Below are 21,205 nucleotides of genomic sequence, written 5' to 3' on the forward strand. Positions count from 1 at the left end.
ATATATCAAGTCTTTCCCGGTCGTGATTGGCATAGAAGAATTATAGATGTATTTTGGATCGAAAGGAAGAGCTGTTAGATGGTTTTACCGATTCTTACCGAACCCAATCCGCTTTTGCGCCAAAAGGCCAAGCCGGTCAAGAAGATTACGAAAAGGATAAAAAAACTGACCCAGAACATGCTGGAAACGATGTACGCGGCGGATGGGGTCGGGCTGGCCGGTCCCCAGGTGGGTGTAAGCGAGCGGATCATTGTGATCGATGTGGGGGACGGCCCGATTGTCTTAGTCAATCCGGAGATTGTCAGTGCTACAGGCGAGGAGCGGGACGTGGAAGGTTGTTTGAGTATTCCCGGCCGGAACGGCTATGTGACCAGAGCGGCCAAAGTAAAGGTGGCCGGGGTAGATCTGGAAGGGCGTCGGGTTGAGCTGGTGGGTGAAGGCCTCCTTGCCCGGGCGTTTCAACATGAGATTGACCACTTGGACGGGATTTTGTTCATCGACTACCTGTCGCCGGAAGCGGAGGGAGCAGGAAGATGAGAGTGGTTTTTATGGGCACCCCGGAGTTTGCGGCGGTTTCCCTCCGGAGTTTACTGGCGGCCGGACACCAGGTGGTGGGGGTGGTCACGCAACCGGACCGTCCCCGCGGGCGGGGGATGAAACTGTCCCCCTCACCGGTAAAGCAGTTGGCAATGGAGCATAACCTACCGGTCGTCCAACCGGAGCGGCTTCCCGATGCTGAAGTAATGGTTTTGCTTGCGGAGACCCGTCCCGAAGTAATTGTGGTGGTGGCCTACGGTTTAAAGATTCCACCTGTGATTTTGAACTATCCGCCGCACGGGTGTGTGAACGTCCATGCTTCCCTTCTCCCCAAATACCGGGGGGCATCCCCGATTCAGGCCGTCCTCTTGAACGGGGAGACAATCACCGGGGTTACCACGATGCGGATGGATGAAGGTTGGGATACGGGTGATCTGTTGCTTAGTCGGCAAGTCCCGATTGACCCGGACGAAAACTTCGGTTCCCTCCATGACCGCCTGGCGGTGGTGGGGGGCGAAGTTTTGCTGGAAACCCTGGCTGGTCTGGCTGCGGGTACGGTACAGCCGGTCCCCCAGAACCATGCGGAAGCGACCTATGTTCCGAAGTTAACCGAGGAAGATCTGGTTTTGGTGTGGACGGATTCAACGATGGCACTCCATAACCGGATCCGGGCGTTTTCGCCTGTTCCCGGGGCTCGTACTTTTTTGCACGGGGAAATTTTGAAGGTTTGGGCGGCCCGACCGGGACAAGGCTGGTATGGTTTGGAAGGAGCCCGGCCCGGGACGATCGGGGCGGTGACCAAGGAAGAGGGGGGAGGACTGCCGGTCCGGACCGGGGACGGGGTTTTGTTACTGACGGAGATCCAGAGCCCGGGGAAGAAACGCCTCCCTGTCCTGCAGTTTGTGGCCGGGAATCCTTTAACGCCCGGGATAATTCTTGGTTAAAGTCGGTTTAAGAAGGAAACTTTTGCGGCGGATGGGCGTTCTCTTTCCCTGAGAAAGCGGGCTTTCCGGAAAAACGGGCTGCACCTTGCGGTTGGTTTTAAATAACGGAAGCCATTACTTACACGTGAAGGAGGTTTTGCCACGATGTTTTTCCCCTTTTACGACCCCACCTATATCCTGCTTATTCCAGCGATTATTCTGGCGGTTTATGCGCAGATCAAAGTGCAATCCACTTTTGACCACTATTCACGGGTCCGGGCCAGCTCCGGCGTAACCGGCGCTCAAGTGGCCCGCGCTTTGCTGGATAAAAACAACCTGACCGATGTGGTGGTGGAGATCACCCCGGGGCGCTTGACCGACCATTACGATCCGAGAACAAAGCGGTTGCGCCTTTCGGCCGAAAACTACCACGGGACGTCGCTGGCGGCCTTAGGCGTGGCGGCCCACGAAACCGGCCATGCGATCCAGCACGCCCAGGAGTACATTCCCCTGAATCTTAGGAATGCCATCTTCCCGGTGGCCAGTTTTGGTTCGAGTCTGGCTTTCCCCCTGTTTTTCATCGGCCTCTGGTTTGGCCGGGGCGGAACTTTCTTAATGGACCTGGGCATTCTGCTGTTTACCTTTGCCGTTCTCTTCCAGGTGATTACCTTGCCGGTGGAATTTAACGCCAGCGGACGGGCCCTTCGGATGCTGGAGAGCGAAGGTTATTTAATGCGCGGCGGCGAAGTGGCCGGTGCCCGTAAAGTCTTAAGTGCCGCGGCTTTAACCTATTTGGCGGCGACGGCAATGGCTTTGCTCCAACTCTTGCGCCTCGTCCTGCTGCGTGGAGCCCGGCGAGATGATTAAAAAAACTTCCGGGCGCAGGCTCGCCCTCGACGCTTTGCTTGCCATTGCGGAAGAAGGGGCTTATGCCAACCGGATCTTGAACTCCCTCTTTACCAAGGAACAACCGGACGAAAAGGAAAAACGGTTGGCGACCGAACTGGTCTTGGGGACCCTCCGTCACCGGAGTAGGCTTGATTTTCTTTTGAACCGGTTACTCACGAAAGAACTTTCCGGATTGCCCGTGGCTATCCGGGAAGTTCTTCGCTTATCCCTTTATCAACTGATCTTTACCAATCACCCGGCCTATGCGGTGGTCAATGAAGCCGTCGCTCTAACGAAAGCGGGTAAGTACCGGGGGTTGTCCCGCTTGGTCAACGGGGTCCTCCGGAATTATCTGCGGCGGCAGCAAGAACTGGAACAGGCTTTACCCGACTTTGCCCAAGACCCAGTGGGTCACTTGACGATTGTTCATTCTCACCCCCGCTGGTTGGTTGAGCGGTGGATCCGGCGCTGGGGTGAGGAAATGACCCATCGTTTGGTCGAAGCCAACAATGCACCCGCCCCCTTAAGTGTACGGACCAACACTTTACGCATTAACCGGGACGAGTTATTGGCAGCCATGACCAAGGCGGGAATCGAGGCGGAGCCGGTGCCGACGATCCCGGAAGCGATCCGCGTAAAAAGCGGACAGGAACTCACCAGTAATCCCTTGTGGACGGAGGGATATTTTTATATCCAGGACGAAGCTTCGATGTTGGTGGCCCACCTTTTGGCACCGGAACCCGGGATGGTGATCGCCGATTTATGTGCGGCACCGGGGGGAAAAACCACGCATCTGGCGCAATTAATGAACAATCTTGGCCGGATTTATGCGCTGGACCAGTTTGAACATAAAACCGCCTTGATTGCGGAGAACGCGCGCCGGCTCGGGATTGGGATCATAGAGCCGCTGACGACCGATGCCCGGTGTTGGCGTCCGGCGGAACCGGTTGACGGTATTCTGTTGGATGCACCCTGTACGGGAACGGGTGTTATCCGCCGCCGTCCGGATATTCGCTGGCGGCGCCAGCCGGACGATCTGGCTCAGTTGGTCCCCCTCCAACAGGAATTGTTAAACCACGCCGCATCCCTATTGCGGCCGGGTGGGCGGTTGGTCTACAGTACCTGTTCGTTGGAGCGCGAAGAGAACGAGGAACAGATCACCCGTTTTTTAGCGGCGCACCCCGAATTCCGGGTGGATCTGCCCGCCAACTTTGCCGTCGACTTTCCGGCAGACCGGCTGGCGGAAGGTTTTTTAATCATGCCGCGGGTGGACGGGCCGGACGGCTTTTTTATGACCCGTTTGGTTAAATCATGATCAAACCGGTAGTTTTTTTTGGGGTGACTTGCGCGGACCGGTTGTCCCCTACGAAAATTCATGATAAAATAATGAAAATTCATTCATACAAATTCTGCCGCCGTTTCGTGCAGGAAGAGAAAAGGAAGGGGAGTTTAAATTGGAAATCTACATTGATGGGAAATTTTATCCAAAGGATCAAGCAAAGGTGTCCGTTTTTGACCACGGGCTCCTTTACGGGGACGGGATCTTTGAAGGAACGCGTGCCTACAACGGACGTATTTTTGAATTTGACGCCCATATTGACCGCTTGTATAATTCGGCAAAAGCGATCGCCCTCGAAATCCCGATGACGAAAGAAGAGATGAAGGCGGCTCATTTGGAGACGTTAAGAAGAAACCAATTGACCGACGCCTATATCCGGACGGTGGTCACCCGCGGGGTGGGCGATCTTGGTTTGGACCCGCGCAAATGTGAGCGGCCAACGGTGATTATTATCGCCGACCGGATCAGCCTGTACCCGCCGGAATTCTACGAAAAAGGGCTGAAGATTATCACGGTTCCCACGCGCCGCAATTTGCCGGAAACGGTTAATCCGATGATCAAATCCCTTAACTACCTTAATAATATCCTGGCCAAGATCGAGGCGAATCTGAGCGGCGCAGCGGAAGCGATCATGCTTAACCAAGAGGGTTACATTGCCGAGTGTACCGGTGACAATATTTTTCTGATCAAAGGAAAAACGCTGGCCACCCCGCCGGCCTCCTTCGGCGCCTTAAAGGGAATTACCCGGGGCCGGGTGATGGCACTGGCGGCCGAGATCGGGCTCGAGGTAGTTGAAATGGCGTTGACCCGTTACGATGTTTATGTGGCCGACGAGTGTTTCCTCACCGGGACGGCCGCCGAAGTGATTCCTGTGGTTGAGGTGGATGGACGGAAGATCGGCGACGGGAAACCGGGCGTCTATTCCAAGCAGTTGAAAGAGGCTTTCCACCGGTACGCCATGGAAAACGGGACTCCGATTTACGAGTAAAACTCTGCTTACAGGCGCTCCTCGCCATCAAGTGCGGATGTTCGCTGGTGGCGAGTGATAATTATCTGGAGGTTTTGAAATGGTCAAAGTAATGGTTCCAGCCACCAGCGCCAACTTGGGGCCGGGATTTGATTTTCTTGGCCTGGCTTTGGATCTATATAATACGGTGAGTTTTAAGCCGGCGGACGAATGGTACGTAACGGCGGAAGGTTATGGGGCGGAAGTCCTCACGGGACGCTCCGATCTATTGGTTTGCAAAGCATTGCAACGGGTTTTTGCCGAGATTGGCAAGGAGCTTAAAGGCGGCATTGTCCATTTGGAAAACCACATCCCGCCGGCTGGCGGCTTAGGAACAAGTGCGTCTGCCATTGTCGGCGGCTTGGCGGCGGCCAACCGGTTTCTGGGCGAGCCTTTGAGTAGAGACGAGCTTTTGGCCCTGGCCGTTGAGATCGAAGGGCATCCGGATAATGTAGCCCCCGCGGTGTTTGGTGGTTTGGTTGGGGTGGTGAAGTCACCTTCGCAACCGTATACCTACTTAAAGATTCCATTTCCGTCCGCACTCTATGTTGTCCTTGCCGTTCCTAAACTGCGGGTGCCGACGGTGGAAGCACGGAATCTCCTGCCTAAAGAGGTTCCTTTGACCGAGGCGGTCTTTAATCTCTCCCGGACCGGCCTTTTGGTTGGGGCTTGTTACGCCGGACGGGTCGACCTCTTCCGGCTGGCGATGGAGGATGCCTTGCACCAGAACCGGCGGGCGGTTTTGATCCCCGGTTTCCACCAGGTTGTGGCTGCTGCGTACCAAGAAGGGGCTTTGGGTGTGGCTTTAAGTGGTTCCGGGCCGACGATTATTGCTTTTGCTCCGGAAAACCGGCAACAGGCGGTGGGGACCGGAATGGTTTCCGCCTTTAACGAACAAGGAATTGAAGCGCAGTGGTTATCAGTTGCTGTTAACCACGATGGGTTCCGTTTTGTTTAGGAACGGTTCGGTACAAACAGATAATAGGACGGCAAACAGGATTTTAACCTTGACCGCATTGCGGTCAAGGTTTTTTTTCACCTTTTTGCGCCGGGCGTAAACATTTGCTGGCATATGGCATAGGATAAAGAAGCTTAAAAAAATCGTGCGGTAAAAAAATTCTCTCCTTTTGGCATAAATCTTTTCAGAACGGAACATAATAAAACTGAATTCCAGCCTTTATGGTTTGTAAGGATGGAGAAGATTGAATTTTAAATGGAGGGAATAGAATGGCGAAAATGAACGAACTGGTGTCGAGTGCGGATCTTATGCCGAACAGTAACAATCAAGTTGTTCGCTCCAAACCGCGCTACTCGGAGAATGAAAATGAGATGATCTACGAAAATTGGTGGAATCCGAAGTTGCGCAAAGAACTATCCCGCCGTTTTGGCCGCAAAATCTCGGCGCTGAGGAGCCAGTTTTGCCGGATTCTGAAAGAAAAGGGGATTTCGAACACGGATTATTACAAGATGATGCGCGCCAAATACCAGACGGCCACCCCCAAAGAAATCTTATCCGATGACGAAGACCAGTTAATTCTGGAGATCTTCGCGAAACATCAGGTTTTGGGTGGGACCAGGAATGACGCTTGTTTGGAGTTACAACGGCTTATGGCGAAACCCATCAGCGAAGCAGCTTTGAAACTCCGTTTTTACCGTTTGGTCCAAAAAAGAGGTTTAAGTGAGGAAAAAATCATCAGTTTAGGTCGGGATGTTCTGAAACGATCCGGGATTATCATTCCGGAAGCCCCCCTTTTAAACGGAAGGGAGATTCCGCCGGTGGGGACAAGGAGCGCGGAGCCGGTGAAAGAAGAAATCAAGGGTGGAAGGAAGGAGCAGAAACCCCAACTGGAAGCAGCGCCTGCCGACAATCAAGAGAAGAAGCCGGGGTTCGTACATAGTATCACCCCTGAAAGTGAAGAGCAAAAGTCGACCTTCCTGTATCAACTGGCCCATCTGCCGGAAACCATTAAAAAACTGGAGGAGAGGGTTAATGCGCTTGAAGCAGCCCAAAGACGGCAGTTGGATCTGCGGGGCTTTATCGAGCATCTGCTTGCCGTTGAACGCGATCTGAAACAAGAAGAAAAGTTTTTAGCGGAGATCGACCGTTTGGTGGCGGAGAACCAAAGACTGACGGAGCAATTTGAGAAAGAACGGGCGCGGCTGGCGAAACGTGAAAAAGAACTGACCGAGATTTACGAACTCCTCAATAGTACGCTCAATGACTTCATGCACTTGGAGAGTGTTGCAAAACTTGCTTCTCTGGGCGATTTCATCCACCGCATGGAGATTACCGTTGATCAATTTGGTAATGTGATGAAGAGCCGGAGAATTCAGGGGGCGTAAACGGTCAACAGCAGAATATTTAACGGCGATTCATTGACACAAACCAAATCCAGTGTTATAATAAAATCTGCCGTTAATAGTCGGGCCGTAGCGCAGCTTGGTAGCGCACTTGACTGGGGGTCAAGTGGTCGCAGGTTCAAATCCTGTCGGCCCGACCATCTATAAACACAAACACCGACGCAGGAAATCTGGCGCCGGTTTTTTTTATTTCTTTTTTTACGGTACCCCCGAACGCCACCGTGACATACTTGACGTTGGTTTTTCATATAGATGAATTAAAATTCTGGCTGGGGGTGGGGCTTGTGGTTAAACAAGAGCGCCCGGCAGTAAATTCCCGTTTGGCCTTGACAGCTGTTTTTGCCGGTTTACGGTATGTCCTTGCCTTACTGCTGATTGCAATCTTTTTGTTGGCGTTGACTTACTGGTTGGGTTGGGACTGGAGTGCTTACGAGCAGACGATCTACCAATATACGATTTATACTGCGGTCGTCCTCGGGGCGATGGCCGCCGGTTACAAGGCGAAGGCTAAAGGTTGGCTGATCGGGATTATTTTAGCCGTTGCCGTCTGGTTAATCTTTTTTATCATTGGGCGACTATGCGGGGTGGAGCAAAAGATTACTGATGGTTTGATTAACGGTGCCATCGCGGTCCTGCTGGGGATATTCGGCGGGGTGATCGGGATTAATCTCTAAAGCCGGCGGCGTACGGACCGGGAAAGAAGTCCTGCTTTCTTTGGTTTAAGACTTGACACCTGGGCGAAATCTATATATAATTATTGTGGATTGCACAGGGGAGTAGCTCAATTGGTAGAGCGTCGGTCTCCAAAACCGGTGGTTGCGGGTTCGAGTCCTGTCTCCCCTGCCAATAAAGTTTACCAACCGGAAACAACCGGTTTTTATTTTCTCTTTTTTAATTTTAAAACCAGTCGTTGTGATTATTCGGATTCGAGAAAGGAGTACATAGAAAATGTCGTTCAAAGTACCGGTCGGAGTATCTAATCGCCACGTCCACTTGTCGCAGGAAGATTTGGAGAAACTCTTTGGGAAAGGCGCCAGTCTAACGGTTAAAAAGGAACTCTCCCAACCCGGTCAGTTCGCTGCAGAAGAGACCGTTAACCTCATCGGACCGAAACGCTCGATTCCCAATGTCCGGATTTTGGGGCCGGTGCGTCCCCAAACCCAGGTTGAAATTTCGTTAACCGACTCTTTTACTTTGGGGATTGAGGCACCGGTTCGCGATTCCGGTAATCTCGAGAATACGCCGGGATTGATCATTGAAGGCCCCAAAGGCCGGATTGAGATCAAAGAAGGAGTTATCATTGCCCAACGCCACCTGCATTTGCATGATACGGAAGCGGCCGAGATGGGGTTGAAGGATCAAGATTATGTCCAAGTAAAAGTGGACGGGCCCCGTGCTCTGATCTTTGAACAGGTTTTAGTCCGGGTTGGCCCGAAATATAAGAAGGACTTACATCTGGATACCGATGAAGCCAATGCGGCCGGCCTTAAAAATGGCGACTTGGTCACCGTCATCAAGCCCTAAATTTGAAAATTCGGCAATACGGTTGAACCGAGGTGATTGGGTGCCGATCTATGAGTTTAAATGTGCGGAATGTGCGCATAAATTTGAAGAACTGTGCAAAAGCTTTATGGAAAAGGTTCCTTGCCCTAAATGCGGTTCCCGACAGACCGACCGTCTTTTTTCACCCTTTGCGGTGAGCGGTGGTGCTGGGGCCTCCGGCGCCAGCAGTTGTGGCGGTTGTGGAGGAGGGCATTGTTCCACTTGTCATTAGCCGGTTAAGCATCGAAGCTCCGTTATCATAAAATAGCGGGGCTTTTTCTTATGCGTCGGTGGGGAGCGGACCACCGGTATAACCGGATTGGTCATATTAAATTTTCATTAAAAAGGGCCGGCCGGAAACGGATGAAGAGGAAAAAAGTCCAGTCTTGTCGTATATTAATAATGCCAAAAATATAAATTTTATTTTTATAATTACCGGAAAAACACCCTGTTTTCCTACCAAAACATAACAAAAATAAGTGCTTTACCCACGAGACATCGTGCGCGGAATGTGAAAATCTAAGCATAAGTGGGTTCTTTTTATGAAAGTGAATGAATTTTTAGAAGGAGTGTTAGCAGAATGAGTGAATTGAAAGGTGCGGCCATCTTTGGTCAGTCCGGTGGCCCGACGGCGGTGATTAATGCCAGCGCGGCGGGGGTATTTCTGGAAGCTTTAAAACAAGAGAACATTACCGCGGTTTACGGGGCGGCGCACGGGATCAGGGGGATCCTTGAGGAGAAGTTTTATGATATGAGCAAGGAAGACCCTTATGAACTCGAGCTACTGAAGACAACCCCTTCTTCCGCTCTTGGTTCTGTCCGTTATAAGTTAAAAAATGCGGAAGAAGATGAGACTGACTACAAACGGCTTTTGGAAGTCTTCAAGAAGTATAATATACGGTATTTTTTCTACAATGGCGGCAATGATTCGATGGACACCTGCAATAAGGTGAGCAAGTACATGCAGAAGGTCGGCTATGAGTGCCGGGTGATGGGTGTACCGAAAACCATCGACAATGACCTGTGGGGGACCGACCACTGTCCCGGTTATGGAAGCGCCGCCCGGTATATTGCCACTTCAATTATGGAGATCTACCACGACGCACGGGTTTATGATCAAGGCCAGATCACCGTCCTTGAAATCATGGGCCGGAACGCGGGTTGGTTAACCGCGGCCGCTGCTTTAGCCAAGCATGCCGGTTACGGACCGGATTTGATCTATCTCCCGGAGCTTCCCTTTGATATGGAGAAGTTCCTTGATGAAGTCAACGATCTTTATCGGAAACAGAAGAACGTGATTGTTGCCGTATCAGAAGGGATCAAAGACAAGGACGGAAAATATATCTCCGAGTACGGTACGGAACTGGCTTATAAGGATTCCTTCGGCCATGTCCAACTCGGCGGGCTGGCCAGCACGTTGGTCAACTTCCTTAAAGCCAAAACCAACGCTAAAATCCGTGGGATTGAGTTTAGTCTCCTGCAAAGATGCGCGGCCCATTTGGGTTCGAAGACCGACGTTAACGAAGCGGTGTTGGCCGGGGAAATGGCGGTCAAATACGCCGTGGAAGGAAAGACCGACTACATGGTGGCCTTTGAAAGAGCGGCGGGACCGGAGTATAAATGCAATATTAAGCTGGTTAACCTCAGCGAAGTAGCGAATAAAGAAAAGAAGGTTCCCCTGGAATGGATTGACGAAAACGGCACGGGATTGAAACAAGAATTTATCGATTATGCCTTACCGCTGATTCAAGGCGAGTCCTCACCGCCGATGGTGAACAGTCTCCCGCGTTTTGCCAGACTGAAGAAGGTCTTGGCCACCGAGCCGGCCATGTGCCGGTAAGGCACGCACAGCGGCAAAAACCCTGTTATCCTCCTGGATAACAGGGTTTTTTTCTGCATTTTTTAAAAGTTAAATGTAAACAACATGTTAAAAAGATTCGCGAAAGGTTTATCAAAGAAAAGAAAGGTCGATATCAATTATGCCGAAATATGTTGTTTTTTGTTCATAGATTGGACAATAAAGGAGGCAAATAGAGCGAATGAAAAGGGTCTTGATCGTGGATGATGCGGCTTTTATGCGGATGTCACTACGGAAAATCATGGTCGAAAATGGCTTTGAGGTTGTCGGCGAAGCGGAAAACGGAAAAGAAGCACTGGAAAAGTATAATGAGCTGCAACCGGACATCGTTACACTTGATATCACCATGCCGGAAATGGACGGAATAACCGCACTGAAAGGGCTTATGAAGCTTGACCCCAATGCCAATGTTGTGATCGTCTCCGCGATGGGACAGGAGAGTTACGTCCGGGAAGCCGTGATGGCCGGGGCAAAGAATTTTATCGTGAAACCCTTTAATAAAGATCATGTCATCAAGGTGTTAAACTCGCTTTAAGGCAACACCATCCCAGTTGGGATGGTGTTTTTGCTTTTGTGTCAATTATTTGTTGCCTCTCTTTACCAGAAAGACCGGAGTAGAGTATAATAGGATATAAATCAGGCTTTGTTAAATAATGTAGATCCTTGTCGGGGGTGGACTATTGAAAAAGGCGCTGATTGTCGATGATTCGATGGTAATGCGCATGATGTTAAAGCGTATTTTGCGGAAGATCGGTTATGAAGTTATTGCTGAAGCCGATAACGGTTTAAAGGGTGTTGAGAAATACCAGGAACTTAACCCGGACCTGGTCACAATGGATATTACCATGCCGGTGATGGACGGGATTACCGCGCTTCAAGAGATCATGAAAATTAACCGTAGCGCCAATGTGGTGATGGTCTCGGCCATGGGCCAACATTGGTTTGTGGATGAAGCGTTGAGCTATGGAGCGAAAGGCTTCTTGATCAAACCGTTCCGGGAGGAAAATGTACGTAACGTTCTCAGTGGAATATAGTGAACCGGATTTGTCCCGGACCCGGTACGGCATTTCTGCCAAGGTGGTGCTGGGGAGTGGAGCATTTACCAACCGCGACAAGCAGGGTGAAGCGGAATAAACCGTCAATTAAAGAACGTCTCCAGGAGTTATTCTTTAATCAAGCGCGGGTCGGTTTGGTGATTGGTACGGCCGAAGGAGACTTGCTGGAGTTCATGAATCCCTACTTTGCGGCGATGCATGGTTATACGGTGCAAGAATTGACTGGTCGCCCGTTTGCCGATGTTTTAGCTCCAGAATACCGGGCCCAATTACCGGCAATTACCGAATATATCTATCAAACGGGATATTACTCGTATGAATCCAAGCATATCAGGAAAGACGGCTCGATTTTTCCGGTCCTGGTGACGGCGTATATCGTTTATGATGAGGAAAATAAAGCCAAATACCGGGTAGTCAATGTTGTGGACCTGACGGAACTGAAGCGAAAAGAGCATAAGATTCAACGGCTTTATAACCAGGCGAGTACTTTGGCCCGGACGGCTTTGACGATCAACGCCGCCTTAGATCTGGACGAAGTTCTCGAAACCATCTGTTTTGAGGTATCAACCAGTTTAAAAGCCAGTTGCGTGACAATTCGCCTCTTGGACGCGAAGCGGCAAAACTATCGGTTGTATTATAGTTACGGGAAAGACCCCCAGTTTTTTACACCATCAATCCCCGCTGCTTTGTTCGAACGTTACTTTGGCGGCGCGGAACAGGTTACGGTAATTGAGGACATGGCCGCCATCGAGGACCCCGCTTTTCAAAAGGTCTTCGGCCATCTTAATTTGAAGTCGCTGATTGGCATCAAGTTATACAACGGAAAAGAGGTAAGTGGGGCGATTTTGCTTTTCCGCTTCGGTGAGGAGTGGCCGGTGACCGAGGAAGAAAGGATGCTGATGCAGGGATTGGCCGCCCAGGCTTCACTGGCGATCCGTAACGCCCAACTTTACATGGAGATCAAAAACAACAAACAAAAACTCCACCAGCTTCATCAGCAGGTGGTCCAGACCCTGGAGGAAGAACGACGGCGCATCTCTTGGGAGCTCCATGATGAACTGGGGCAAGCCTTGACCGCAATCAAAATCAAATTGGAGCTGGTGGCCGATACGATTTACCGGAATTGTTTATGCCGGGCGGAACTGGGTAAGATAATTACCCTTGTTGATGATGTTGTGACCATGACAAGGCATATCGCATACGACCTTCGTCCGGCCGCTTTGGAAGCGGTGGGACTTATTCCGGCCCTTCGTAATTACTGCCGCACCTATACCCAACGGGTGGGGATCCCGGTCATCTTTACTTCCTCCAGAGATGAATTGCCAGCGATTTCGGAAGCGGCCAGTATAACGCTTTATCGCGTATTACAGGAAGGGTTAACCAATGCCGCGAAACATTCCCAAGCCACGCAGATCGAAGTCCTTTTACAAACCGATGCCGAGTTTGTTTCCTTAATTGTGCAAGATAACGGGTCTGGACCAGGCCCTTCGGAACTGCCACCGGAGACCGGGGGAGGAATCGGTCTTTTGGGCATGGGTGAAAGACTGTCGGCGCTGGGAGGAACGTTAAAAACCAAGTTTTTGCCGGGGCAGGGTTTCACCCTAACGGCACAGGTTCCATGGGAGGGGAGAAGATGATTCGGGTGGTTATTGCCGAGGATCATCATATTGTTCGTGAAGGGCTACGGGTATTGCTTGAGCGGACCGGGGAGATTGAGATCGTCGGAGAGGCCGATGATGGGGAAAAAGCCTTGCGGTTGATCAAGCGGTTGCGACCGGATGTGGCTTTGATTGATATCGTGATGCCGGCTTTCAACGGTAATCAGTTGCTGGTTAAACTCAAGGAACTTAATTTACCGACGATTCCAATTGTACTGTCGATGTATTCCGAACCGGAGGTTGTGCGGGAAGCTTTAAAAAATGGGGCCCGTGGTTATCTTTTAAAAAGTTCCGTCTTTCAAGAACTGATGATCGCCATTCGGGCATGTTTAAATAACGAGACCTATTTGAGCCCGGCGATCTCCCAACTTTTAGTGGAGGATTACATCACGGAGAAAGAGAGTCTGAGTCGGAGTCTTACGCCCCGCGAGAGCGAGTTATTGCAACTGATCGTGAAAGGCTATAAAAACCGGGAGATTGCCGAGCGTATGATGATTGCCCTCAAAACTGTAGAAAACCACCGGGCAAATATAATGAAAAAGCTAAATGTGACCAATACGGCCGAACTTATTGTTACGGCGGTGAAAGAAGGGATCGTTAAGCTTGACGAATGAGGCGAAAGGGAACGAAATGTTCTATGTAAAAAAAGAGCAGGTTTCGCTTGTAAGGGTTAAGACAGGAGGCAACCGGGAAAAAGTGTCGCCCATGCCGGAAAAGGATGGGCGATACTTTTTTATTCCGCAGTTTCCGGGGTAAGCCCCCGGCGTAGGGGTAAACAACTAGAGAAAAATGGGGAAAAGACCTTATGGAAAAAAAGGGGAAAAAAAGTGATAATAATAATATCGATAATTTCCAAAAACGCGCTCATGGTTGACGGAAAACGGGCACCGCTTGTTTTTTCTCCCACGCGAACAAATGAGCTGGAACAAAACGGGGATTGGGAGGTTTTTGGAGACATGGAAAGGATGGTTAATGTGTATATAATGGAGCTGCGGAGACTGATTAACGAAAAGAAACAGGAACTCTACCGTTTCTATCGGGAGCAGGGGATAAGCAGTAAAGTTTTGAAACTCAGCACCGACTTGGACAAGTTGATCTATGAATACCAGATGTTAAGTGCACCCCTGTGTTTCAAAAAAAACAGTGTTCAAAACTAGTTACCTCATGAACGCTTAATTTTGATTTGGAAAAGAACACTGAGTTTGACGAAGAAAAGACGGGGTGGGGAGACCAATTTAAGCCTTGATGTATTATTGATCGCATGGGGACCGGAAACGGTCCTTTTTGTCTTTATCGTCATCATAAATTATTGTGTTGCTAATAGCTTAAAAAGTCATTTAATAATTAATTGGAAAGGAGATTTTGTCGATAAAGATAATAGCACGTCGTTCATACGGGGGGGGATTGTCTTGTTTAATCGCCTTAAGCTGATGCCTAAAATGGTTACCCTGTTTCTTTTGATCGGTCTAATTCCAATGTTGGTGGCGTTGGTCGTCTCCTTCTCTCTGGCGGAACAAGCGCTCACGGAGGCGATTGAAACTGAAATTAAAATCTTCCATGGGCAACAACAAAGATATCTGGAGACCTGGTTTGCGTTCCAAAAAAATGTGGCCGAAGCGGCGGCGGCGACGCAAGATGTCTACGACAGCCTCAATTACTATGTAGATGATCCGTGGGCAACGGAAAATGAACTCTTCATGTGGGAAAACCGAAACCGACTGATTTTGACCCCCTTTTTGGAAAGTATCGTTGAACGCTACGATTTCGCCTATGTTATGGTTGCCAACCGGAAAGGGATCGTCGTTAGCGCGACCAACCGTAACCGTCTGCGGGATGATCTGAGCGGGCGTGAATATTTCCAAAAAGCCCTGCTGGGTCAGACCAACATATCGGAGATCTTCTATTCGGATCTCCTGGCGGAGAATTGTTTGGTGATCGCCACGCCCATATACAGTAATGGTGAAGTTTCCGGTACGGTTAACGGGGTTATGATCTTCTTATTGAATGTTCCGCGCATCAGTAAGATCTTGACGGACGGTCTTGACGTAATCGGTAAAAGTGCCGATGCATATTTGGTCGATGCGAACCAGATCTTGCTGACGGTACCCCGGTTTCAGCAGGGGATGGCGGTCTTGCGGACCAAGATTGCCACCGAGGCGGCAGCGGAAGCGGCACGGGCGATTGCCGCCGGAAACCGCGATTTCCAACAATTTTTTGTCTACAATGATCTGCAGGGGAAGAAGGTGATCGGTAACGCCAGTACGCTTACCTTTGGTGAACAACTGGTCGGTTTAAACGTGAAGGTGGATTATGATGAAGCCTTTGCGGCCGTCAATAAGCTGCGCGACTTTGCCCTATTCCTGGCGGTCGTGATCTGCGCTATTGTGGTTATGATCGGCTTCACTTTCGCCCGTTCACTGGCCCGTCCAATTTTAGGTTTCCATGAAAAGCTAAAGCAACTGGCGGCGGGTGATTTCACGGTTAAATTAGCTACCGACCGGCGGGATGAGATTGGGGAGATGGCTGTTCAGCTCAACATGACGGCCAAAGCATTAAGAGAGTCCTTTATCAACGTGGTGCGTTCTTCGGAGAGCGTCCAGATGGTTTCCGCACAGATTGCCGCCGGTAATCAGGATCTTTCCCAGCGCACTCAGGAACAAGCTTCATCCCTGGAAGAGATCTCCTCCACGATCGAAGAGGTGACCTCGTCAATCCGGAGTGTGTCCAACAATGCCGAACAAGCCAACCATGTTGCGCAGATTACCCTGGAAGCAGTAAATGAAGGTGAACACTCGATTGTGGAAACGATCAATGCAATGGCAGAGATCTCAAACAGCAGTAAACAGATTGCGGAGATAATTAAGGTGGTCAACGACATTGCTTTCCAAACCAACCTTTTAGCCCTCAACGCAGCGGTTGAGGCCGCCCGTGCCGGGGAGCAAGGGCGGGGCTTTGCGGTGGTAGCGGCTGAGGTGCGGAATTTAGCGGGGCGGACCGCGGAATCGGCCAAAGAAATCGAAGAATTGATCAGCGAAAGCGTGCGGCGGGTCGACCGTGGTAACGAGTTGATCCAGAAATCCTTCGAGATGCTCCAGCGGATTGTGGAGAACACGAAGAAAACTTCGGATATGGTTGTGGAAGTGGCGGCGGCCATGCGGGAGCAGGCGGGAGCGGCGGAACAGATCCAGGCTTCGATTGAACAGCTCAATCAGGTGACCCAGGAGAACGCCGCGATGGTTGAAGAAATTAGCGCCACCAGCCAAGCGCTGGATGCGGAGGCGGCGAAATTACGGGAGAATGTTGCCCGGTTCAAAGTGGATGACCGTCTGCTGTCCGCCCAGCGAACGGAGGAAACCAAATCGCCCAAAGGGACCCTAGGCCAAGAAAACGGGGTAAAGAAACCGCGTCCGGTGAACGGGAATGGGGCGGTAAACTTCGTCCACGACAGTCTGGACCGCTTTTAAATGAATTAAGTCGATAAAGAATGATCAAAAAGTAGAAGCCGCTCTCATCCTCACCATTTGGCGGAGGAGAGGAGCGGCTTTTTTCAACAATTTACTTAATTCCTTAATGGGATTTGACCTCGGTCCAGATCCGGTCGTAGACCTTCAAATAATCGCCTAGATCTTTATAGATGTCGTAATTGACGAGGTCTTCTTCATCAGGATAGGCCGCCTTGTCGGCAACCAGCTCCGGATCGAGCATTTTTTTCACTTCCGTGTGGGGACTGGAGTACCCGATATAATCCGCATTTTTATAAGCGATCTCCGGTTCGCACATGAAGTTAATGAAGAGTTCGGCTGCGGCCTTGTTCTTACTGGTTTTGGGGATGACCATGGCATCGAACCAAAGGTTACTGCCTTCCTTGGGGAGTGCGTATTCCAGATCCGGGTTTTCCCTTTTCATAAAAATGGCATCTCCGGACCAGACCACGGCCAAAGCCGCTTCGCCCGAAATCATTTTGTCCTTGACATCATCTCCGACGTAGGCCAGGACCAACGGCTTTTGTTGAATCAAAGCCTGTTTGGCGGCTTCCAGCTCGTCAAGATTCCGGGTGTTCATGTCATAGCCAAGCATTTTCAACGCAACGCCGATGGAATCCCGTTGACTGTCGAGCATCAGGATCTGTTTACTGTACTTTTCGTCCCAAAGAATCCGCCAACTGGTCACCGGTTCATCAACCATCGTTTTATTGTAAAGAATGCCGACTGTCCCCCACATATAAGGAACGGAATATTCATTGTTTGGGTCATAGCCAAGGTTTTTGAAACGGTCGTCAATGTATTTGAAGTTCGGAATGTTGTTAAAGTCCAGTTTATGCAGCATGTCTTCCCTGATCATCCGTTCGATGGTGTAGTCGGACGGGAAGAGTACATCGTAGTCCGCCCCGCCGGATTTGATCTTGACATACATATCCTCGTTGGTGCTGAAGGTATCGTAATTCACTTTGATGTTATACTTCTTTTCAAAGAGGTCGATTACGGATTCATCAATGTAGTCTCCCCAGTTGTAAACGTTCAGCACCACCCGCTTGTCCCGGCCGCAGGACGAAAAGGTTAAGACAAAAACCGCCAAGAGGACCGCCGCCAGCAGAATCCGGTTTTTCTTCACCATTTTTGCTCACTCCTTTTTTTATGATCATGGGACGTTCCGGACGTCCGCAAATTAACGATGACCAACAAGAGGAGGACCGTCACGAAGAGCAGGGTTGAAAGGGCGTTGATCTTTGGATTGATTCCGCGCCGCGCCATCGAATAGACAATGATCGACAGGGTAGAGACCCCGGAGCCGGTGGTAAAGAAACTAATTACAAAGTCGTCGATGGAGAGCGTAAATGCGAGCAGAAGTCCGGTAATGACCCCCGGCATGATCTCGGGGAGAATAACTTTCCGGTAGGCATAAAGGGGAGTGGCCCCCAGATCCAAAGCCGCCTCATAAAGATTTTTGTCCAACTGTTTTAACTTGGGCAGAACGGATAGGATAACATAGGGAATGTTAAAGGTAATATGGGACAAAAGTAAAGAGACAAAACCAAGGCGAAAATTGGTAAAGATGAACAGGAGCATTAAAGATAAGCCCGTCACGATATCCGGATTGACCACCGGGATATAAGTGATGTTCATGACAATCTTCTTCTTCAGCTTTTTCATGTTGTGAATCCCAATGGCGGCCGCCGTGCCAATGACCGTGGCGATGGTGGAAGAGAGAACGGCAATAATGATTGTATGGTAAAGGGCTTTCATAATCTGCCGGTCTTGAAAGAGTTCCAGATACCACTTTAAGGTGAACCCTGTCCAGTTTCCCCTTGCTTTGGAGGCATTAAAGGAAAAGACCAGGAGAATGAGGATGGGCGCGTATAAAAACAGGTAGATTAAGGCGGCGTAGCTTTTCTTTAGAAACCGGATCAAAAGAGCCCACTCCCTTCATTTTCCTTTTCGTACTTGGACATGACACCAATACTGATCAGGATCACCAGCATCATCACCATGGAAATGGCCGAGCCGAAATTCCAATCACCGACTACCAAAAACTGTTGTTCAATTAGGTTGCCAATCATGGTGAACTGTCCGCCGCCCAACAACCGCGAGATCACGAAGGTGGTTACCGCCGGCATAAAAACCATGGTGATGCCGGAAAGCACTCCGGGTAGACTCAGCGGGAAAGTAACTTTCCGAAAAATGGTGAAATCGTCGGCCCCCAGGTCTTGGGCGGCTTCAATCAGGCTTTTATCGATCTTACTCAGCACCGAATAGATGGGGAGCACCATAAAAGGGAGAAAATTATAGACCATCCCCAACACAACTGCTTCTTCCGTATAGAGCAGATTTAAGGTGGGCAGCCCCAGCCACGAAAGAAAGGTGTTGATCAAGCCTGTTCTTTCCAGAAGGGTCATCCAAGCATAGGTGCGGAGCAGAAAATTCATCCACATTGGCATCACAAAAAGAAAGACCATGATTTGCTTCCGTTTAAAATGGTTTCCGGCCAGGATCATCGCCATGGGATAACCGAGGACCAGGCAGATTACCGTACAGATCACGGCTAACTTAACCGAACGGAAGAGGACTTTAAGATAGATTGGCTCCATAAACCGCTGAAAATGCTCGAGCGTAAAAGTAAGCCCCTCCTCAGTCCGGGTGGTCACGCTATAAAAGAGCACCAGCAGGAGGGGGAGGAAAATAAAGACCAGCATCCAAAGAAGATAGGGATAACTCACCCAGTTTTTCTTCATTTTGCGGCCACCTTTTTCATGATATGGATAGCGTCGGGCAGAATCTTTAGCCCGATTTTCGCGCCCACCGGCGCCATCTCCGTACTATGGATCTTCCAACGGTAGGCAGGGTTGGTTGCACTGTCAACCAGCATCTCGTAGTGTACCCCTTTAAAGGTTACCGCTTTGACTTCACCGCGGAGGGCACTGGCATCCTCAGACACCACTTGAATATCTTCCGGACGAACCACCACATCAACCGGCTCCGCCTCGGCAAAACCCCGGTCAACACAGTCAAATTGTAAACCGGCAAACTCCACCAGATAATCGCGGTGCATGATCCCGTCGATGATGTTGCTTTCGCCGATAAAATCGGCGACAAAAGCGTTTTTCGGTTCATTATAGATATCAATGGGGGTCCCGATCTGCTGAATCGTTCCGTCTTTCATGACCACCACGGTGTCCGACATGGAAAGCGCCTCTTCCTGGTCATGGGTGACATAGACAAAAGTGATGCCCAGTCTTTTTTGCATATTCTTCAGTTCGATCTGCATCTCTTGCCGCAGTTTCAGGTCAAGGGCCCCCAAAGGTTCGTCCAGAAGCAAGACTTCCGGCTCATTGACCAGAGCGCGGGCAATGGCCACTCTCTGTTGTTGGCCGCCGCTTAAGGAATCGATCTCGCGTTTTTCGTATCCTTCCAGGTTCACGAGGCTGAGAATGGTACGGACTTTTTCCTCAATGACCTTTTTATCGATCTTTTTGATCTTCAGCCCAAAGGCGACGTTTTCAAAGACGTTTAGATGAGGAAAGAGAGCGTATTTTTGGAAGACAGTATTTACCCGCCGTTTGTAGGCGGGGAGATCGTTGATTCTTACCCCGTTAAAAAAAAGGTCACCGCTGGTCGGTTCTTCAAACCCGCCAATAATCCGCAGGGTTGTTGTTTTCCCACAACCACTGGGTCCAAGCAGCGTCAAAAATTCATTTTTTCGGATATAAAGGTTGATGTTTTTTAGCGCTTCCGTCCCGTTATAATCCTTGCAGATGTCGACCAGATGAATGATATTTTGCTGCTGCATTCCACTACCCTCCGCGATTGTTAATGATCTCTCTCTCACTATAATTAAAGAACCTTAAAAACTGGGTGGAGTTGAAACCCAAAGCACTTTTGCGTTGGTCGATCCTGGATTGGAGAGATAATGGCTGGCGACAGCCTTGAAGTAGAAACTCTCATTCTTTCTGGCCTTAAAGACCTGTTTGCCCAGATGGAGATTGACGGAACCGGCTAAAACAAACCCAAATTCTTCGCCGTCGTGGGGGTCGTCTACTTTGGTGGTTCCGCCGGGCTCCAGATTGACCAGGATGGGCTCCATCCGGTTTTTCTGGGAATTGGGCACAATCCAATGGATCTGGTGTTTTAACTCCGGATCTTCCCGAATAAAAATGTCGTCTCGTTTAAAAACAATTTTTTCATCGACGGTTTCGTTGAAAAACTCATTGATGTTCGTTCCCAAGCATTCCAGAATGTCAAGCAAGGTTGCGATTGAAGGGGAGGTCAGATCCCGTTCCACTTGGGAAATGAAGCCTTTCGACAGTTCACAACGATTGGCCAACTCCTCTTGGGTTAATTGGTTCCTAATCCGCAAACGCCTGATTTTTTCCCCGATTTTCATTTACTTCATCCTTGTCTTATTTTAATGTAATTAAACTCCAAGTTTACCAATGCTAAACCGAAACAACAACCATAATTATAAGCAGATCGGAGGGAAGAGTCAAGGGTTTTTCTTTTTTTCTTTGCAACCGAAAATTACAAGTTTTAATAAGGTTTTCGTT

At 49.9% G+C, this 21,205-nt stretch carries 22 protein-coding genes and 2 tRNA genes; 19 read left to right on the top strand and 5 right to left on the bottom strand.

All coding sequences use genetic code 11. The annotated features are described in order from the left end of the window. Window positions 1-78 precede the first annotated feature (78 nt). The 19 genes from def to G5B42_RS08485 all read left to right on the top strand — a co-directional run bounded on the left by def (window position 79) and on the right by G5B42_RS08485 (window position 16,631). Window positions 79-537: a peptide deformylase gene (gene def / locus G5B42_RS08395; protein WP_181340029.1), complete on the top strand. Its 459-nt coding sequence runs from the start codon at window positions 79-81 to the stop codon at window positions 535-537. Beyond that, on the top strand, window positions 534-1,481 hold the full coding sequence (gene fmt, locus G5B42_RS08400) for a methionyl-tRNA formyltransferase (RefSeq protein ID WP_181340030.1): 948 nt from the start codon (window positions 534-536) through the stop codon (window positions 1,479-1,481). The genes def and fmt overlap by 4 nt, the downstream gene beginning before the upstream one ends. Before the next feature lie 144 nt (window positions 1,482-1,625). Beyond that, window positions 1,626-2,327 carry a zinc metallopeptidase gene (locus G5B42_RS08405; protein ID WP_181340031.1) on the top strand — a complete coding sequence of 234 codons (702 nt, stop codon included), beginning with the start codon at window positions 1,626-1,628 and terminating at the stop codon, window positions 2,325-2,327. Then, the gene (gene rsmB / locus G5B42_RS08410; RefSeq protein ID WP_181340032.1) at window positions 2,320-3,663 is read left to right on the top strand and encodes a 16S rRNA (cytosine(967)-C(5))-methyltransferase RsmB; all 1,344 of its coding nucleotides are present in this window, start codon (window positions 2,320-2,322) and stop codon (window positions 3,661-3,663) included. The genes G5B42_RS08405 and rsmB overlap by 8 nt, the downstream gene beginning before the upstream one ends. 139 nt (window positions 3,664-3,802) lie before the next feature. After that, the gene (gene ilvE / locus G5B42_RS08415; RefSeq protein ID WP_181340033.1) at window positions 3,803-4,675 is read left to right on the top strand and encodes a branched-chain-amino-acid transaminase; all 873 of its coding nucleotides are present in this window, start codon (window positions 3,803-3,805) and stop codon (window positions 4,673-4,675) included. Window positions 4,676-4,754: 79 nt separating this feature from the next. Then, the gene (gene thrB, locus G5B42_RS08420; protein ID WP_181340034.1) at window positions 4,755-5,651 is read left to right on the top strand and encodes a homoserine kinase; all 897 of its coding nucleotides are present in this window, start codon (window positions 4,755-4,757) and stop codon (window positions 5,649-5,651) included. 269 nt (window positions 5,652-5,920) lie between these two features. Further along, complete coding sequence (locus G5B42_RS08425) at window positions 5,921-7,036, top strand: hypothetical protein (protein WP_181340035.1); 1,116 nt, start codon at window positions 5,921-5,923, stop codon at window positions 7,034-7,036. Between the two features lie 81 nt (window positions 7,037-7,117). Continuing rightward, window positions 7,118-7,194 (top strand) — tRNA-Pro (locus tag G5B42_RS08430). 144 nt (window positions 7,195-7,338) lie between these two features. Then, entirely contained in the window at window positions 7,339-7,728 is a 390-nt protein-coding gene (locus G5B42_RS08435) for a TIGR04086 family membrane protein (RefSeq protein WP_181340036.1), read from the top strand. Window positions 7,729-7,824: 96 nt separating this feature from the next. After that, window positions 7,825-7,900 (top strand) — tRNA-Trp (locus tag G5B42_RS08440). A gap of 102 nt (window positions 7,901-8,002) precedes the next feature. Then, complete coding sequence (pduL, locus tag G5B42_RS08445) at window positions 8,003-8,578, top strand: phosphate propanoyltransferase (RefSeq protein ID WP_181340037.1); 576 nt, start codon at window positions 8,003-8,005, stop codon at window positions 8,576-8,578. Beyond that, the gene (locus G5B42_RS08450; protein WP_187350988.1) at window positions 8,547-8,828 is read left to right on the top strand and encodes an FmdB family zinc ribbon protein; all 282 of its coding nucleotides are present in this window, start codon (window positions 8,547-8,549) and stop codon (window positions 8,826-8,828) included. Before pduL ends, G5B42_RS08450 begins: the two co-directional genes overlap by 32 nt. A gap of 348 nt (window positions 8,829-9,176) precedes the next feature. Next, on the top strand, window positions 9,177-10,436 hold the full coding sequence (locus G5B42_RS08455) for a 6-phosphofructokinase (protein ID WP_181340039.1): 1,260 nt from the start codon (window positions 9,177-9,179) through the stop codon (window positions 10,434-10,436). 199 nt (window positions 10,437-10,635) lie between these two features. Further along, entirely contained in the window at window positions 10,636-10,989 is a 354-nt protein-coding gene (locus G5B42_RS08460; protein ID WP_181340040.1) for a response regulator, read from the top strand. A gap of 145 nt (window positions 10,990-11,134) precedes the next feature. Continuing rightward, window positions 11,135-11,488, top strand: coding sequence for a response regulator (locus G5B42_RS08465; RefSeq protein ID WP_181340041.1), 354 nt, complete (start codon window positions 11,135-11,137; stop codon window positions 11,486-11,488). 86 nt (window positions 11,489-11,574) lie between these two features. Further along, window positions 11,575-13,146, top strand: coding sequence for a sensor histidine kinase (locus G5B42_RS08470; protein WP_331274093.1), 1,572 nt, complete (start codon window positions 11,575-11,577; stop codon window positions 13,144-13,146). Then, window positions 13,143-13,781, top strand: coding sequence for a response regulator (locus G5B42_RS08475; RefSeq protein WP_181340043.1), 639 nt, complete (start codon window positions 13,143-13,145; stop codon window positions 13,779-13,781). The genes G5B42_RS08470 and G5B42_RS08475 overlap by 4 nt, the downstream gene beginning before the upstream one ends. A 342-nt stretch (window positions 13,782-14,123) precedes the next feature. Beyond that, window positions 14,124-14,324 carry an aspartyl-phosphate phosphatase Spo0E family protein gene (locus G5B42_RS08480; RefSeq protein WP_181340044.1) on the top strand — a complete coding sequence of 67 codons (201 nt, stop codon included), beginning with the start codon at window positions 14,124-14,126 and terminating at the stop codon, window positions 14,322-14,324. Window positions 14,325-14,597: 273 nt separating this feature from the next. Then, the gene (locus tag G5B42_RS08485) at window positions 14,598-16,631 is read left to right on the top strand and encodes a methyl-accepting chemotaxis protein (RefSeq protein WP_231133380.1); all 2,034 of its coding nucleotides are present in this window, start codon (window positions 14,598-14,600) and stop codon (window positions 16,629-16,631) included. A 103-nt stretch (window positions 16,632-16,734) separates the two neighbouring features. Here G5B42_RS08485 and G5B42_RS08490 read toward each other — a convergent pair whose 3' ends face one another. Genes G5B42_RS08490 through G5B42_RS08510 form a run of 5 tightly spaced genes read right to left on the bottom strand, consistent with a single transcriptional unit; the run spans window position 16,735 to window position 21,045 of the window. After that, window positions 16,735-17,781, bottom strand: a complete 1,047-nt coding sequence (locus G5B42_RS08490) for an ABC transporter substrate-binding protein (protein WP_181340046.1) — start codon at window positions 17,779-17,781, stop codon at window positions 16,735-16,737. After that, window positions 17,775-18,575, bottom strand: a complete 801-nt coding sequence (locus G5B42_RS08495) for an ABC transporter permease (protein ID WP_181340047.1) — start codon at window positions 18,573-18,575, stop codon at window positions 17,775-17,777. The genes G5B42_RS08490 and G5B42_RS08495 overlap by 7 nt, the downstream gene beginning before the upstream one ends. Continuing rightward, complete coding sequence (locus tag G5B42_RS08500; protein WP_181340048.1) at window positions 18,572-19,396, bottom strand: ABC transporter permease; 825 nt, start codon at window positions 19,394-19,396, stop codon at window positions 18,572-18,574. The genes G5B42_RS08495 and G5B42_RS08500 overlap by 4 nt, the downstream gene beginning before the upstream one ends. Next, window positions 19,393-20,451, bottom strand: a complete 1,059-nt coding sequence (gene potA, locus G5B42_RS08505; RefSeq protein ID WP_181340049.1) for a spermidine/putrescine ABC transporter ATP-binding protein — start codon at window positions 20,449-20,451, stop codon at window positions 19,393-19,395. Before potA ends, G5B42_RS08500 begins: the two co-directional genes overlap by 4 nt. A gap of 54 nt (window positions 20,452-20,505) precedes the next feature. After that, complete coding sequence (locus tag G5B42_RS08510; RefSeq protein WP_181340050.1) at window positions 20,506-21,045, bottom strand: helix-turn-helix domain-containing protein; 540 nt, start codon at window positions 21,043-21,045, stop codon at window positions 20,506-20,508. Window positions 21,046-21,205: the final 160 nt, after the last annotated feature.

Source organism: Capillibacterium thermochitinicola, assembly GCF_013664685.1.
Classification (GTDB): Bacteria; Bacillota; UBA4882; order UBA10575; family UBA10575; genus Capillibacterium; species Capillibacterium thermochitinicola.

Bases quoted from the DNA above. Each gene is read 5' to 3' on its own strand.
- def (WP_181340029.1), top strand. From the start codon at position 79: ATGGTTTTACCGATTCTTACCGAACCCAATCCGCTTTTGCGCCAAAAG.
- fmt (WP_181340030.1), top strand. From the start codon at position 534: ATGAGAGTGGTTTTTATGGGCACCCCGGAGTTTGCGGCGGTTTCCCTC.
- G5B42_RS08405 (WP_181340031.1), top strand. From the start codon at position 1,626: ATGTTTTTCCCCTTTTACGACCCCACCTATATCCTGCTTATTCCAGCG.
- rsmB (WP_181340032.1), top strand. From the start codon at position 2,320: ATGATTAAAAAAACTTCCGGGCGCAGGCTCGCCCTCGACGCTTTGCTT.
- thrB (WP_181340034.1), top strand. From the start codon at position 4,755: ATGGTCAAAGTAATGGTTCCAGCCACCAGCGCCAACTTGGGGCCGGGA.
- G5B42_RS08425 (WP_181340035.1), top strand. From the start codon at position 5,921: ATGGCGAAAATGAACGAACTGGTGTCGAGTGCGGATCTTATGCCGAAC.
- pduL (WP_181340037.1), top strand. From the start codon at position 8,003: ATGTCGTTCAAAGTACCGGTCGGAGTATCTAATCGCCACGTCCACTTG.
- G5B42_RS08450 (WP_187350988.1), top strand. From the start codon at position 8,547: ATGGCGACTTGGTCACCGTCATCAAGCCCTAAATTTGAAAATTCGGCA.
- G5B42_RS08455 (WP_181340039.1), top strand. From the start codon at position 9,177: ATGAGTGAATTGAAAGGTGCGGCCATCTTTGGTCAGTCCGGTGGCCCG.
- G5B42_RS08460 (WP_181340040.1), top strand. From the start codon at position 10,636: ATGAAAAGGGTCTTGATCGTGGATGATGCGGCTTTTATGCGGATGTCA.
- G5B42_RS08475 (WP_181340043.1), top strand. From the start codon at position 13,143: ATGATTCGGGTGGTTATTGCCGAGGATCATCATATTGTTCGTGAAGGG.
- G5B42_RS08480 (WP_181340044.1), top strand. From the start codon at position 14,124: ATGGAAAGGATGGTTAATGTGTATATAATGGAGCTGCGGAGACTGATT.
- G5B42_RS08485 (WP_231133380.1), top strand. From the start codon at position 14,598: ATGCCTAAAATGGTTACCCTGTTTCTTTTGATCGGTCTAATTCCAATG.
- G5B42_RS08490 (WP_181340046.1), bottom strand. From the start codon at position 17,781: ATGGTGAAGAAAAACCGGATTCTGCTGGCGGCGGTCCTCTTGGCGGTT.
- G5B42_RS08500 (WP_181340048.1), bottom strand. From the start codon at position 19,396: ATGAAGAAAAACTGGGTGAGTTATCCCTATCTTCTTTGGATGCTGGTC.
- potA (WP_181340049.1), bottom strand. From the start codon at position 20,451: ATGCAGCAGCAAAATATCATTCATCTGGTCGACATCTGCAAGGATTAT.
- G5B42_RS08510 (WP_181340050.1), bottom strand. From the start codon at position 21,045: ATGAAAATCGGGGAAAAAATCAGGCGTTTGCGGATTAGGAACCAATTA.